Annotated in this window: 13 protein-coding genes; 6 read left to right on the top strand and 7 right to left on the bottom strand. The window is 74.4% G+C overall.

Annotated elements, in window-relative coordinates; translation table 11 throughout:
- The first annotated feature begins 12 nt into the window (after nucleotides 1–12).
- Nucleotides 13–2,796 carry an AfsR/SARP family transcriptional regulator gene (locus tag AC07AL_RS06975; RefSeq protein ID WP_478317113.1) on the top strand — a complete coding sequence of 928 codons (2,784 nt, stop codon included), beginning with the start codon at nucleotides 13–15 and terminating at the stop codon, nucleotides 2,794–2,796.
- 237 nt (nucleotides 2,797–3,033) lie between these two features.
- Here AC07AL_RS06975 and AC07AL_RS06970 read toward each other — a convergent pair whose 3' ends face one another.
- The 5 genes from AC07AL_RS06970 to AC07AL_RS06950 form a co-directional block, all read right to left on the bottom strand.
- Nucleotides 3,034–4,104, bottom strand: coding sequence for a bile acid:sodium symporter family protein (locus AC07AL_RS06970; RefSeq protein WP_478317111.1), 1,071 nt, complete (start codon nucleotides 4,102–4,104; stop codon nucleotides 3,034–3,036).
- The gene (locus tag AC07AL_RS06965; RefSeq protein WP_478317109.1) at nucleotides 4,101–4,403 is read right to left on the bottom strand and encodes a hypothetical protein; all 303 of its coding nucleotides are present in this window, start codon (nucleotides 4,401–4,403) and stop codon (nucleotides 4,101–4,103) included. The genes AC07AL_RS06970 and AC07AL_RS06965 overlap by 4 nt, the downstream gene beginning before the upstream one ends.
- The gene (locus tag AC07AL_RS06960; protein WP_478317107.1) at nucleotides 4,400–5,284 is read right to left on the bottom strand and encodes an isocitrate lyase/PEP mutase family protein; all 885 of its coding nucleotides are present in this window, start codon (nucleotides 5,282–5,284) and stop codon (nucleotides 4,400–4,402) included. Before AC07AL_RS06960 ends, AC07AL_RS06965 begins: the two co-directional genes overlap by 4 nt.
- A gap of 309 nt (nucleotides 5,285–5,593) precedes the next feature.
- Nucleotides 5,594–6,463, bottom strand: a complete 870-nt coding sequence (locus AC07AL_RS06955; protein ID WP_400810222.1) for a class I SAM-dependent methyltransferase — start codon at nucleotides 6,461–6,463, stop codon at nucleotides 5,594–5,596.
- Between the two features lie 187 nt (nucleotides 6,464–6,650).
- The gene (locus AC07AL_RS06950) at nucleotides 6,651–7,187 is read right to left on the bottom strand and encodes a PadR family transcriptional regulator (RefSeq protein ID WP_400810224.1); all 537 of its coding nucleotides are present in this window, start codon (nucleotides 7,185–7,187) and stop codon (nucleotides 6,651–6,653) included.
- Between the two features lie 127 nt (nucleotides 7,188–7,314).
- On the opposite strand from AC07AL_RS06950, the gene AC07AL_RS06945 reads away from it, so the two are divergent.
- Together AC07AL_RS06945 and AC07AL_RS06940 are read left to right on the top strand one after the other, a co-directional pair.
- Complete coding sequence (locus AC07AL_RS06945; protein ID WP_400810226.1) at nucleotides 7,315–8,352, top strand: hypothetical protein; 1,038 nt, start codon at nucleotides 7,315–7,317, stop codon at nucleotides 8,350–8,352.
- The gene (locus AC07AL_RS06940; protein WP_363586285.1) at nucleotides 8,262–8,789 is read left to right on the top strand and encodes a DinB family protein; all 528 of its coding nucleotides are present in this window, start codon (nucleotides 8,262–8,264) and stop codon (nucleotides 8,787–8,789) included. Before AC07AL_RS06945 ends, AC07AL_RS06940 begins: the two co-directional genes overlap by 91 nt.
- Here AC07AL_RS06940 and AC07AL_RS06935 read toward each other — a convergent pair.
- Nucleotides 8,776–9,396: a TetR/AcrR family transcriptional regulator gene (locus AC07AL_RS06935; protein WP_400810228.1), complete on the bottom strand. Its 621-nt coding sequence runs from the start codon at nucleotides 9,394–9,396 to the stop codon at nucleotides 8,776–8,778. The genes AC07AL_RS06940 and AC07AL_RS06935 overlap by 14 nt on opposite strands.
- Nucleotides 9,397–9,471: 75 nt before the next feature.
- Between AC07AL_RS06935 and AC07AL_RS06930 the strand changes: the two genes are divergently transcribed.
- Complete coding sequence (locus AC07AL_RS06930; protein WP_400810230.1) at nucleotides 9,472–9,663, top strand: hypothetical protein; 192 nt, start codon at nucleotides 9,472–9,474, stop codon at nucleotides 9,661–9,663.
- Nucleotides 9,664–9,825: 162 nt separating this feature from the next.
- On the opposite strand, the gene AC07AL_RS06925 is transcribed toward AC07AL_RS06930, so the two are convergent.
- The gene (locus tag AC07AL_RS06925) at nucleotides 9,826–10,005 is read right to left on the bottom strand and encodes an antitoxin (RefSeq protein WP_363586236.1); all 180 of its coding nucleotides are present in this window, start codon (nucleotides 10,003–10,005) and stop codon (nucleotides 9,826–9,828) included.
- 285 nt (nucleotides 10,006–10,290) lie between these two features.
- On the opposite strand from AC07AL_RS06925, the gene AC07AL_RS06920 reads away from it, so the two are divergent.
- Both AC07AL_RS06920 and lpdA read left to right on the top strand, forming a co-directional pair.
- The gene (locus AC07AL_RS06920) at nucleotides 10,291–11,787 is read left to right on the top strand and encodes a M28 family peptidase (protein ID WP_363629752.1); all 1,497 of its coding nucleotides are present in this window, start codon (nucleotides 10,291–10,293) and stop codon (nucleotides 11,785–11,787) included.
- A 326-nt stretch (nucleotides 11,788–12,113) separates the two neighbouring features.
- Nucleotides 12,114–13,520, top strand: a complete 1,407-nt coding sequence (gene lpdA, locus AC07AL_RS06915; RefSeq protein WP_363586237.1) for a dihydrolipoyl dehydrogenase — start codon at nucleotides 12,114–12,116, stop codon at nucleotides 13,518–13,520.
- Nucleotides 13,521–13,590 lie beyond the last annotated feature (70 nt).

The raw sequence follows: 13,590 nt of genomic DNA, 5'->3' as shown, positions 1-13,590 counted from the left end.
GGGGAGGGACCCTTGTTGGAATTCCGGCTGCTCGGACCAGTGGAAGTCCGGTGCAACGGGCAGTTCGTCGAGATCGGGCCACCGAAACGCCGGACCTTGCTGGCGATGCTGCTCCTCGCCAACGACGCGCTGGTCACCAACGACCGCCTTACCGACGCCCTGTGGGGCGAGCAGCCGCCCAGACACGCCAAGACCGTGATCCAGGGGCACGTCTCCCAACTCCGCCGGCTGCTGCACCCCGTGGGCCCGGTCACCATCGCCACCGCCTGTGACGGCTACCTCCTCCAGGTACCGTCCGACCACATCGACGGCGAGCGGTTCCGCGCCGCCGTCGCCGAAGCGCGCACCGGCGACGGCGCACCGGCCGGGATCCCGGCGCTGCGCAAGGCCCTCGCGCTCTGGCGCGGCCCGGCGCTCGCCGGACTCTGCGGCACACCCCCGGTCGTCGCCGCGGCAGCGGAACTGGAGGAGGCGAGGCTCGGCGCGGTGGAGGAGCTCGGCCAGGCGCTGACCGCCGGCCGGCGCGCCGAAGAGGCCGTCGCGGTGCTGCGCGGCCCGGCGGACCGGCATCCGCTGCGCGAGTCCCTGGTGGCGTTCCTGCTCGACGCCCTGCTGTCGACGAACCGGCAGGCCGAGGCCATCGAGCTCTACCACCGGACGGCCCGACTGCTCGGTGACGAACTGGGCGTCGACCCTGGCCCCGCGATGGTCGAGGCCTACGACCGGATCCTCGGCCCGCCACGCGCCGCACGCCGACGGGAGGACACGCACCGGCCCGGGAACCCCCACGGACAGGAGGCCGCGGACCGGCAGGAGGCCGCCCGCCGCCAGGCGGACGCGCACCGCCGAGCTGACGCGCACCGTCAGGCCGACGCATACCGCGGCGCGGGCCAGCCGGGCGCGAACGACCTGCGGCGACCGCTCCTGCTGCCCCGCCGACCGGCCGGCTTCACCGGGCGCAAGCGCGAACTCGCCGCCCTCGACGCGGCCGTGCGGCACACCGCACACGACTCGCCCATCTGTCTGGTCACCGGGCCGGCCGGGATCGGAAAGAGCGCGCTGGTGGCCCACTGGGCCCAACAGGCCGCGGCGGACTTCCCGGACGGCGTGCTCTTCGCCCGGCTCGGCGGCTTCGTCGACACCGCCCCGATCGCCGACCCCGCCTTCGTCATCCGGGACTTCCTCGGCGCGCTCGGCATCCAGCCCGACGACATCCCGCAGAACACCGCCGCAGCCGAGGCGCTCTACCGCTCGCTGCTCCGGAACCGCCGCCTCCTGGTCATCCTCGACGACGCGCTGAGTTACGACCAGGTCCGCCCGCTGCTCCCCGGCGCCCACGGCTGCGCCACCGTCGTCACCAGCCGCAACCGGCTGGAGAGCCTGGTCGCCGGCGACTGCGCCCGCCCGCTGCTGCTGGACCGGCTCGGGCCGGGGGAGGGCGAGGCACTGTTCGCCCGCATCCTCGGCCCGGACCGGGTCGGAGCGGAGCCGGACGCGGCCGGGCGCCTGGTGCGGCTGTGCGACGGGCTGCCGCTGGCCCTGCGACTGGCGGCGGCCCGGCTGGCGGTGCGGCCCGAGCGCTCGCTCGGCGACGCGGTCGAGGAACTCCGCGACGGGCAGCGGCGGATCTCGTTCCTCGCGGTGGACGGCATCGACTTCGCCTCCGTCCTGCGCGTCAGCGTGGACCACCTCCCGCCCGACGCGGTCGCCGTCCTGCGGCTGCTGGCCCACCACTTCGGCCCCGACATCGACGTGGCGGCGGTCGCCGCGCTGGCGGACGACAGCCCGGCCGGCAGCCGCGCCGTGCTGGAACGCCTCGTCGCCGCCAACCTGGTGGAGGAACGGGGGCACGACCGCTACGCCCTGCACGGACTCATCCGGCTGTTCGCCCGCTCGCTCGGCCCCGCCCCCGGGGGCGACCGCCTCCTTCCGCTCCTCGACCACTACCTGTACGCCGCCCTGGCCGCCGCGAGCGCGGCGGTGGCGGGCAGCCAACCCTGCTGCCGGCTCCCGGAGGACTTCCGGACGCCGGTGTCGACGCCCGTCTTCGCCGACCGGGAGGAGGCCATGGCCTGGTATGCCAGGGAACGGCGCAACCTCGTCGCCGCCACCGCGGCGGCCGCCGCCGGCCGGCACCACCACCGGGCGTGGCGACTCGCCCTGCTGCTGTGGCCCCTGGTCGTCCAGCAGCCCGGAGCCGACTGGGAGGCTCCGCTCGGCCACGCCCTCGGCTCCGCCGTCGAACTGGCCGAGGCCGACGCGGAATCCCGCGTCAGGAGCCTGCTCGGCTGGGTCCTCGGGCAGAACGGCCGGTACGAGGAGGCCCTGCCGCACCTGCTGCGCGCACCCGACCTGGCCCGGCGCGCCGACGACACCGAGGGTGAGGCGATCGCCACCGCCAACCTGGCCCAGGCCCGGGAGGCGCTCGGCGACACGAACCTGGCCGGCCTCGGCTACGAGCGGGCCGCGCAGCTCGCCCGCAGGGCCGGCAGCCCGCAGACCGAGATGCTCACGACCTACTACCTGGCCCGGTACCACCTGCTGAACGAGCGACCGGCGAAGGCGCTCACCCTCGCGCGGCACGCGCTCGACCTCGCCCCGGAGGACCAGGTCGTCGCGCGCCGCGCGATGCTCCTGGACATCTGCGGGAGGGCGCTGGCCACCCTGGACCGCAACGGCGAGGCGTGGCACCACTTCAACCGCGCGGGCCGCCTCGCGGAACAGGACGGCTTCACCGCCGACGCCGCCGACTACTACGCGCGCGCCGCCGCGGTACGGACCTGCGGGAACGGCTAGCGGGGGGGGGGGGGGGGGGGGGGGGGGGGCCCCCAAACCCGGCGCACACACGCGGACACCCAACCCCCCCCCCCGGCCTTCTCCCCACCACAAACGGGGACCCCCCCCCCCCCCCCCCCCCCCCCCCCCCCCCCCCCCCCCCCCCCCCCCTACCCCCCCCCCCCCCCCCGGCCCCAGGCGCTGGCCCCAGACGTCGAGTCCAGACGTCGGGCCCAGGCACCTGCCCCAGGCGTCGGCTCACCCGGGAACGGGCGGCCCGCCCGGCCCCGTGAGCGCGGCCGGTACCCGATCGGCGGGCGGGGCCTGCCCGGCGGGCGTGGCGTCCGGCGCGCGGGCCCAACGGCCGGCGAGCACGGTACCGGCCACCAGCTGGAGCTGGTGATACGCCATCAACGGCAGGACCAGCAGCCCGGCCTGGGGCCCGAAGAGCACGGTGGCCATCGGCAGGCCGTTCGCCAGGCTCTTCTGCGAGCCGCACAGCACCGCCGCGATGGTGGCCGGCCGGTCGAGGCCCAGCAGCCGTGCGCCGAGCCCGGTGACCGCGAGCGCGGCGGCCAGCAGGGCGAGCAGCACCGCGAGCAGGCCGAGCAGGGCGCCCGGGGTGGCCAGGCCCCAGCTGCCCTGGGCCGTCGCCGCGCTGAACGCGGTGTAGACGACGAGCAGGATCGAGCCCCGATCCACCGGCGTCAGCACCCGTCTGTGCCGGGCGAGGAAGGCGCCGATCCACGGCCGCAGCACCTGCCCGAGCAGGAACGGCGCGAGCAACTGGGCCCCGATCCGCAGCAGCCCCTCGGCCGACAGCGCCGTGTGCACGTCCAGGAGCCAGGCCGCCAGCAGCGGGGTCAGCAGCAGCCCGGCCAGACTGGAGTACGTCCCGGCGCAGATCGCCGCCGGGACGCTGCCCCCGGCGGCGCCGGTCAGCGCCACCGAGGACTGCACCGTCGACGGGAGCAGGCAGAGGAACAGCACCCCGGTCTGCAACTGCCCACTGAGCGGGACGGGCGTGAGTAGTGCGGTGGCCGCCCCGAGCAGCGGGAAGAGGCCGAAGGTGGCGGCGAGCACCAGCCCGTGCAGCCGCAGGTGGCGCAGCCCGGCCAGCGTCTCGCGGGCGGAGAGCCGGGCGCCGTAGAGGAAGAACAGCAGCGCCACCGCCAGGTTGCAGGCCACGGCCGCCACCCGCGCCGAGCCCCCGGTGGCCGGGAACAGGGCGGCCAGGCCGACCGCCCCGGCGAGCGCGACCAGGTACGGGTCGAGCCGACGCGGCCGCGGCCCGCGCCGCCGGCCCCGGCGTGCGGTGTCGTCGGTCATCGGCCACCCCCGATAGCCGCCCCGCCCGGGCCGGACCCGAGCAGGCCGCCCACCAGGGACCCGGTGCCGTCGTGGTCGCTGCCCGCCGAGCCGCTGCCGTTCTGGACGTTGGCCGTGCGGTCGATCTCCACCCAGGAATCGGCGTTGGAGTTGTCGACGAGCGTGATCAGCCCCCCGCCCGCCGCCGCGGGCGCCGCCGCGCCGGCGAGCAGGCCGCACGCCCCGGCCAGCCCCAGCGCGGTGGCCCGCAGGACAGCGGCCGCCGGGGGCGGGGCGGGACCGCGCAGCCCGGCCGTCACACCGTCACCCCCGTGAGCGGGCGCGAGCGCGCGATGTTCCGCTCCAGCAGTTCGGTGGACTCCCGCACGCCGATCTGCCGGCTCTCCCCGGCGCTGGCCGGCAGCCGCCCGTCGGCCACCTTCAGCCCGGCCAGCGCCTCGTCCATCGCCCGGTGGGCCGCGAACAGGCAGGGCGTGCTGTAGATCGCGACGTCCACCCCCAGCTCGGTCAGCTCGGAGAGCGACAACCGGGGGGACTTGCCGCCGGCGATCTGGTTGAACAGCAGCGGCTTGTCGCCGACGACCCGCCGGATCCGCCGGATCCAGTCCTCGCTGCGCACCCCGTCGACCAGCACCACGTCGGCGTCGGTGGCGGCGAGGGCCCGGGCGCGGCGCAGGATGTCGTCCTCCTCGGTGGCGTCGGTGCGGGCGACCACCAGGAGGTCCGTCCGGTTGGCGAGGACGAGGTCCAGCTTCTCCAGGTACTCCTCCAGCGGGAGGACCTGTTTGCCGTCGGCGTGACCGCAGCGGCGCGGCCGTTTCTGGTCCTCCAGGATGACGCCGGACGCGCCGATGCGTTCGAGCCTGCGCACGACGTGGCAGGCGACCTCGGGATCGACGTAGCCGTCGTCGATGTCGACCAGGAGATGGTGCCGGGGGAAGGCGCCGCGCAGCCGTTCGACGAAGCCGACCATGTCCGGCCAGGCGATGAATCCGATGTCGGGCAGGCCGTAGTAGGAGGCGGCGAAGCCGAATCCGGAGACGAACATGCCGTTGTAGTGCTCGGCCGCGATGGAGGCCGAGTACATGTCGTAGACGCCGATGAGGGGCGTGGCTCCCGGGCTCGTGATCTCCTCGCGGAGCCGCTGCCCGTGGCCCGACGCCGTGGTTCCGTGGAACAAGGCCTTCTCCTCACTCGCGGTGGCTTTGCCTGAACTTGGTCTTCCCTAGACCAAACTGAGGCTCCATCACTATGCGACCTTTAACGTTCCGTGGGCAAATCTTTAAGGGAGATTCACTCATTCGAGTGAGGCGTTGAATTGAAGATATGTCAGACATATGAAAAGGGCGGTGGCGTGGAAGATCCACGCCACCGCCCTGGTCCGGTCGGGCCCGGCCGCCGGAAATCCCGCGCCCCCGGCGATGGGCGCGTAGCCGTAGCCGTAGCCGTGGCGGGGGGAGTTGCGGGCGCGCGTCGGCGCGCCGGAGCGTCAGGACGCCGGAACGGGGCGGACGGCGCGGCGTTCGCGCAGCGTCCGGAGCACCCGGCGGGTCGCCCGGGTGGCGACCGGCGGCAGCAGGTCCAGCGCCAGCCGGCGCGAGGTGGACTGCTGGACGGGGGCCTTGACCTGGTAGTTGAGCCGCAGCACCGGCTCCCCGGCGATGGTGTCGTCGTCCACCGTGTAGCCCTCGGCCCGCCAGTCGCGGGCGAGCAGGACCTGTCGGACGGCCGTGGCGTCGCCCCAGGTGCCGTAGAACTTCATCGGGGTGAGCAGCACCGGCCGCAGGCCGCCGGTGAAGACCGCCTCCCAGACCGCCGCCGACACGCCGGGGGTGTGCTCCGAGCGGTAGTCGTCCAGCGCCACGACGCCGTTCTCGGCGAGCGCCGCCCTGGTCACCGCGATGTCCCCGGCGACGTGTTCGTACAGGTGGGAGGCGTCGACGTGGACGAAGCGGCAGCTCCCGGCCGGGATCCGGCCGTCGGCCAGCACCGAGGTGGGCGCCTGCACGATCTCCGGCAACTCGCCGTGGAAGGCGAGGTAGTTGGCCTCGAAGGCGCTCCGGGTGAGGGTCTTGCGGTAGGACATCGCCATCTCGGCGGCGTTGTCCGCGTCGCCCGCCTCGGAGTCGAACAGGTCGCAGACGGTCAGCCGCTCGCCGGTCTGGAGGTGGTCGCCGAGCAGGACGGCGCTGCGGCCGAGGTAGCTGCCGAGTTCGAGGATGTCGCCGGTGGCGCCCGCCGTGGTCTGGGCCGCCAGCAGGTGGCCGAAGGCCGCCCGGTCGAGACGGAAGAACCAGCCGGGGATGTCGTCCCGGGTCAGTGGCGCGGGGCGGGTGGCTGCGGTCTCGGCGGTGGGCACGGCGGCCTCCAGGAGGGCGGGCGGGGCGCGGTGGCGGGTTCACGCCGCGGAGGGGACGCCGTGGACGTGAGGCCGATCATCATAGCGACGCGGAGGCCGACTGGGAGCCGGCTCGGAACGGCGCGATTTCGCGCGTTCGCGCTGCTGTGCGAAGGCGCGCGCCGGGTCGCGTCCCCGGCCTCACGGGTCAGTGCGCCGGGCCGTCCAGCTCGGCGATGGTCTCCGCCAGCCAGGCCCGCTCGGCCGCCGTGGAGGCCCGGGCGACCAGCAGCATGCCGCGCCGGAAGGGGTTCGGCTCCAGCTCGGCGGTGACCGCGCGGCCCTCACCGTCGTAGGAGAAGCTGCTCGGCTCGTCCAGGAACGCCAGCCGGCGCCGGAGCACGGCCGCCTGCGCGGGCGGGTCGGCGAGGTGGTGCAGGAAGGCGGCGTGCGCGAAGAAGCGGATCTGGTCCGTGATCTCGGCCTGCTCCGGGTCGGCCAGCCGGCGCCGCAGTTCGGTCCGGCCCTCCTCGGTGAGCTCCAGCGTCTGGCGCGGTGCGGCCCCGCTGCCCGGCTCGGTGCGGCGGCGCAGCAGTCCGGCCTTCTCCAGCCTGACGATGGCGGGGTAGAGCGCGCCGTCGCTGACCGGCCGGACGTGGCCGGTGAGGCCGGTGATCCGGGACTTGAGCTGGTAGCCGTGCAGCGGCTGGTCGTACAGGAAGCCGAGGATCGCGAGGGTCAGCACGGTCGAAGCCCTTTCGTCGGAGTGCGCCCTGTGGCGCGCCCCATGTTACCTCTTGTCGATGTGCCTCGATAAGATATATCTCTATTCGAGGCATGCCGCCGGCGGGCGGCGGAACGGGGGAGGAAGCATGCGCGGGCGTCCGTCGCGACGACTGGCCGCGCTGGCCGGACCGGTCTACGCCGAACTGCTGTCCGGCGTGATCGTCTCGGTGATCGGCACCTTCTGGGTGGCCGGCCTCGGCGGGGCGGTCGCCGCCGTCACCCTGCGGTTGGGGCCACGGCTGCCCGCACCCGCCGGGGAACCGGCGCGGCGGCGGGCCGGATCGTCCGCGCGGGAGCGCCGTTCGGCCTGGACTTCACCGCCCGGATGGCCGTCGGCACGGCCCAACTCGCCACTCGCCCTGGTCGAGGGCTTCGGCGTCGCGGCGGTGGCCGGGTACGGCATCGGCTACCGGGCCTTGCTGGTCGTCACCATGGCGTTCTACGCACTCCGGCAGGCCGCCGCGATCGAGGCCGCCCGCCTCTGCGGCGCGGGCCGCGCCACCGCGCCGGGCGCGCTGCACCGCGCCACCGCGCCGGGCGCGCTGCACCGCGCCACCGCGCCGGGCGCGCTGCACCGCGCCACCGGACGCCTCGCCGTGCTTCTCGGCGCCGTCGCGGCGGTGCCGTCCGCGACGCTCGCCGTCCCGCTGGCCGCACTGTTCACCGACGGCCCGGCGGCGGCCGGGCAGTCCGTCGGCTTCGTGCGGATGGCGGCGCTCCACCTGCTCCCGTACGCGCTGGTGGTCGCCCTCGGCGGGGTGCACCAGGCGGCGGGCGCCGGCTGGCCGCTGGTGCTCTCCGTGCTGCTCGGCCCGGGCGCCCAACTCGCCACCTCCGCCGCCCTGTCGGGGCCGCTCGGGGTGACCGGGATGTGGGCGGGGCCGGCCGTGGGCGCGGCCGTGCAGCTCGGCCTGCTGCTGCTCCTGGCCCGGCGCGGGCCCGGCGGACCGCGCCGTTGGCGGACCAGGGCGACCGGCCCCGAAGCCGGTCGGATGATCGACTCCGGTCGCCCGGCTGTGCCACAGTGGAAGCCATGGGACCGACACTCGACGGGCGGCCGCTGCCGTCCCCGCACGCAGACGAACGCGCCATGCTGGAAGGCTGGTTGGAGTTCCATCGGGTGACTCTTGTGCAGAAGGTCGCCGGACTCGACGACCAGCAGGTCCGGCTGGCGGCCGTCCCGCCGTCGACGATGACGCTGCTGGGCCTGGTCCAGCACCTCGCCGAGGTCGAACGCACCTGGTACCAGCGGGTGCTGGCCGGCCGGGAAGCGCCGCCGCTGTACGGCGCGGACGGCGAGGGCGGCTACGCACTCACCCCGGACCGGGGGATGCCCGAGGCGTTGGCCGACTGGCGGGCGGAGGTCGAGCAGGGCCGCGAACTGGCCGCCGCGGCGGCGCTGGAGGACACCGGACGCCTCTCCGAGCGGGCGGCGGCCGTGTTCGGCTCGGAGACGGTCTCGCTGCGCTGGATCCTGGTGCACCTGATCGAGGAGTACGCCCGCCACAACGGCCACGCGGACCTGCTCCGGGAGAGCATCGACGGCCTCACCGGCGTGTGACGGCTCCCCGGGGGAGGGCCTCGGGAGCCGGGCCGAGGTGGGCGTCCAGGGCGGCGCGCAGCAGCGGTTCGACGTCCTCGCCGCCGGTGATGAGCCGCAGGCTGCCCCAGGCGCGCAGTTGGGCCAGGCCGTGCAGGTTCGCCCACAGCGCGGCGGCCGCCGGTCCGGGATCGGTGGCGTCCGGGCGGGCCTCGCCGACCAGGCGGGCGACGGTGTGGAACATCGGCAGGGTGGTGTGCCGCAGCTCGGCTCCGCTGCCCTCCAGCAGGTCGTGACGGAACATCAGCTCGAACATGCCGGGGTTGGCCGCCGCGAAGCCGAGGTAGGCGCGGGCGAGCGCGTCGAGCCGGGTGCGGGGGGCCGCGCCGGTGGTGGCGGCCATCGCGTCGGCGCCGGCCAGGGTGTCGGTGAGCTTGCCGAACCCGTGCCGCGCGATGGCGGCGAGCAGTTCGCGGTGGGTGGGGAAGTGGCGGCGGGGGGCTCCGTGCGAGACCCCCGCCTGCCGGGCGATCTCGCGCAGACCGAGGGCGTGGACGCCCTCCCTGGTCACCAGTTCGACGCCGGCGGTCACCAGGCGTGCGCGCAGGTCCTTGTCCTGATCGGTCATGGGCCTTGTCTACCAGGCTGCCGTAGACAGTGTCTACTCTCGTCGGTGCGGGCGCTCCGGGCAGAATTCGGAGGCATGGACGAAGGCGGAGAGGCGGCCTGCCGGCTGGACCGGGTGTGCCCGGAGTGCGGGCGCCTGCGCGAGCGGCCAGGGCCGCAACCGTGCGAGAACTGCGGGGCCGGGAGCGCGGACGGCACTGGCGGCACGGGCGGCGAGGCAGGAGCCCGGCAGCCCGCAGCCGAGGCCGCGCCGGAGCGGGACGGCTGACCGCAGGTCCAGGACGGATCGGCCCCGGCCCGGAACGGCTGAACGCTGACCCGCAACGCCTGAACCCCGGCTCGGAACAGCTGAACGACGGCCCGGAACGGCCGGGCCCCGGTGCGGCCGGGCTGGCCTGACCGGGGCCGCAGGCGTACGGCGGGGTTCGGTCTACTGCTGCGGCGGCTGGTCGCGGAACTGGTTCTTCGCCTGCTCCTGGGCGGAGTCCACCTGGCTGCTGTACTTGCCCTGGGTGCGCTCGTCGACGGCGTCCCCCGCCTTGTCGACGGCCCTGTCGGCCTGGTCCTCGTGGCCCTTCAGCAGGCCCTTGAGCTTATCCAACATGGACATCTGGTCACGCTCCTGGAAGAGACGGCCCCACCCCTCCAGGATCACCGCCTCCGCCGCCGTCCGCATCCCGCGGCCGCGCGGCGGCCTTGGCAACGTGATGCCGGTCATGTCAAATCGGGAGTTCACGGACCGCCGGAAGGAGTCGCCTTGAAGCCCCGAGCCCGCCGCCCGATCTCCCTGCCCCTCCGCCCGACCAGCCCGCTCGACCAGTCCACCCCGATACCGCACCAGCAGCGCCGGGACCAGCGCCCGCGCACTGCCACCGTCCGGAGCGCGGGCGCCGTACTGACCGTCGCCGCCCTGGCCGCCCCGCTGCTGCTGGCCGGGGCCGGTGGCGCGGCCGCCGACCCGGACCCGGTGCGCAGAGGCGAGAGGCTCGCCGCGCGCCTGGTCGAGGCCGCCGACGCCGAGAGCGCCCACGACACCCTGGCCGCGCTCCAGCGGATCGCCGACCGCAACGGCGGTACCCGGGTGGCCGGTTCGAAGGGGCACGACGAGTCCGCGCGCTACGTCTACGAGCAGGCCCGCCGGGCCGGGCTGAAGGTGTCCCGGCAGGAGTTCGAGTACACCTTCTTCGAGGCCCGCTCGGAGCGGCTGCAGGTGCTGTCCCCGCAGGCCGAGAGCATCCCGCTGACCGCCATGACGTACTCGCTCGGCGGTCCGGACGCGGGCCTGACCGCCGACCTGGCGGTCGCCCCGGTCAGCGCCACGACCGGCTGCGCGCCCACCGACTACCCGGCCGGCGCGTTCACCGGCCGGATCGCGCTGATCCAGCGCGGCGGCTGCGGCTTCGCCGTCAAGCAGGCCGCGGCCGCGACGGCCGGCGCGGTGGGCGCGATCATCTACAACAACACCGACGGCGACCTCAACGGCACCCTCGGGGACCCCGCGGCCGGCAGGATCCCCGTCGGCGGGATCACCCGGGCCGCCGGGGAGGCGCTGGCCGCGAAGGCCGCCGCCGGCCAGGTCCGGCTGAACCTCGACATCCGCACCGTCATGGAGCCGCGCAAGACCTGGAACGTCATCGCCGAGACCAGGGGCGGCGACCCGGCCGACACCGTGATGGTCGGGGCGCACCTGGACTCCGTCGCGGCCGGGCCCGGCATCAACGACAACGGCTCCGGTGCGGCGGGCATCCTGGAGGTCGCGCGCAACCTGACCGTCCACCCGGTGAAGAACAAGGTCAGGTTCGCCTGGTGGTCCGCCGAGGAGTTCGGCCTCAAGGGCTCGGAGGCCTACGTGAAGTCGCTCTCCGAGGCGGACCGGAAGAAGATCAGGCTCTACCTCAACTTCGACATGATCGCCTCTCCCAACTACGCGCAGTTCGTCTACGACGGCTCGGGCAGCACCGGCGGCGGCGCCGGCCCCGAGGGCTCGGCGCAGATCGAGCGGGACCTCACCGGCTACCTGGACGGCCGGGGCCTGCCGCACGAGCCGACCGCCTTCGACGGCCGCTCCGACTACGGCCCGTTCATCGACGCGGGCATCCCGGCCGGCGGCACCGACACCGGCGCCGAGGTGGTCAAGTCGTCGGCGCAGGAGGGCCGTTACGGCGGCACGGCGGGCGTGGCCTTCGACGCCTGCTACCACAAGGCCTGCGACGGCTTGAAGAACATCGACATGGACGCCTTCGACGTCAACATCGACGTGATCGCCCATGCCGTCGGCACCTACGCCTGGGACCTCTCCTCGCTGAACCGGCCCGTGCCGCCGCAGCGCCCCGCCGGCCAGGCGGGCGGCGGCGGTATGAGCGGGGGCCACGCCCACGAGGTGACGGCCTGACGCCCGGGTGGGCCCGCTGCCGTCCTCGGGCGGCGGGCCCACCCGTCCCACCCGCCGGCTCCGCCGCGCTCGTCCGCCATTCGGCCCCTCCTCCCGCTCGCACCTCCGAGCCCCGGCCCGGGCCCCGCCCCGGACCTCCCCCGGGCCCCGCCCCTGCCCGGCGAGGTTGCGAGCACCGTAGCCGAGGACACTGACAATCCGGCCCCGGGCCGGGTACGGTGCCGCGCGGAGCGCATCCGCCGAGACCCGGTGGGTGCGTCGAACCCGGTCCTGACACCATGGGACCGAGATCACGGGACCGTGACACCCTCGGAGGAGTCAGCAACATGAGCACGCACTACGACGTCGTCGTCCTCGGCGCCGGCCCCGGCGGCTACACCGCCGCCGTCCGCTCCGCTCAGCTCGGTCTGAAGACCGCGGTCATCGAGGCCAAGTACTGGGGCGGCGTCTGCCTGAACGTCGGCTGCATCCCCTCCAAGGCCCTGCTGCGCAACGCCGAGCTCGCCCACATCTTCACCAAGGAGGCCAAGACCTTCGGCATCAAGGTCGAGGGCCAGGTGACCTTCGACTTCGGCGAGGCCTTCCGCCGCAGCCGCTCGGTGGCCGACGGCCGGGTCAAGGGCGTCCACTACCTGATGAAGAAGAACGGCATCACCGAGTACGACGGCTGGGGCACCTTCGTCGACGACCACACCCTCCAGGTCGCGCTCAGCGGCGGCGGCTTCGACGTCGTCACCTTCGACCACTGCGTCATCGCCACCGGTGCCACCACCCGGCTGCTGCCCGGCACCAGCCTGAGCGACCGGGTGGTCACCTACGAGGAGCAGATCCTCACCGAGCAGCTGCCGGAGAGCATCATCATCGCGGGCGCCGGCGCGATCGGCGTCGAGTTCGCGTACGTGCTGCACAACTACGGCGTGAAGGTCACCATCGTCGAGTTCCTGGACCGCGTGGTGCCGCTGGAGGACGTCGAGGTCTCCACCGAACTGGCCAAGCAGTACCGCAAGCTCGGCATCGAGGTGCTCACCTCCACCCGGGTCGAGTCGATCGACGACAGCGACCCGAACGCCAAGGTCAAGGTCACCGTCACCAGGGACGGCCGGCAGCAGGTGCTGGAGGCCGACAAGGTGCTCCAGGCGATCGGCTTCGCGCCGCGCGTCAACGGCTACGGCCTGGAGAACGCGGGCGTCAAGCTGACCGACCGCGGCGCCATCGCGGTGGACGGCCGCGGCCGTACCAGCGCCGGGCACATCTTCGCGATCGGCGACGTGACGGCCAAGCTGATGCTCGCGCACGCCGCCGAGACGATGGCCGTGATCGCCGCCGAGACCATCGGCGGGGCGGAGACCATGGAGGTCGACTTCGCCATGATCCCGCGCGCCACCTACTGCCAGCCGCAGATCGCCTCCTTCGGCTACACCGAGGCGCAGGCCCGCGAGCTGGGCCACGACGTCAAGGTCGCCAAGTTCCCGTTCACCGCCAACGGCAAGGCGCACGGCCTCGGTCACCCGATCGGCTTCGTCAAGGTCATCAGCGACGCCAAGCACGGCGAGCTGCTCGGCGCCCACCTGATCGGCCCCGAGGTCACCGAGCTGCTGCCCGAGCTGACCCTGGCCCAGCAGTGGGACCTCACCGTCCATGAGGTGGCCCGCAACGTGCACGCCCACCCCACCCTCGGCGAGGCGGTCAAGGAGGCCATCCACGGCCTCGCCGGCCACATGATCAACATGTGACGCGCACCGCATGACGGCAGGGCCCGCCCGACCTCCCGGGCGGGCCCTGCCGTGTTCCGGCGGCCCCGGG

The sequence above is a fragment of the Kitasatospora sp. NPDC043949 genome (assembly GCF_056435365.1).
The sequence above is the reverse complement of the archived record's forward strand: the minus strand, read 5'-3'. Positions and strand labels throughout refer to the sequence as shown.

Coding starts and splice junctions, on each gene's coding strand:
- AC07AL_RS06970 (WP_478317111.1), bottom strand. CDS start 4,104: ATGACCGACGACACCGCACGCCGGGGCCGGCGGCGCGGGCCGCGGCCG.
- AC07AL_RS06935 (WP_400810228.1), bottom strand. CDS start 9,396: ATGACCGATCAGGACAAGGACCTGCGCGCACGCCTGGTGACCGCCGGC.
- AC07AL_RS06940 (WP_363586285.1), top strand. CDS start 8,262: ATGGGACCGACACTCGACGGGCGGCCGCTGCCGTCCCCGCACGCAGAC.
- AC07AL_RS06945 (WP_400810226.1), top strand. CDS start 7,315: ATGCGCGGGCGTCCGTCGCGACGACTGGCCGCGCTGGCCGGACCGGTC.
- lpdA (WP_363586237.1), top strand. CDS start 12,114: ATGAGCACGCACTACGACGTCGTCGTCCTCGGCGCCGGCCCCGGCGGC.
- AC07AL_RS06925 (WP_363586236.1), bottom strand. CDS start 10,005: ATGTCCATGTTGGATAAGCTCAAGGGCCTGCTGAAGGGCCACGAGGAC.
- AC07AL_RS06930 (WP_400810230.1), top strand. CDS start 9,472: ATGGACGAAGGCGGAGAGGCGGCCTGCCGGCTGGACCGGGTGTGCCCG.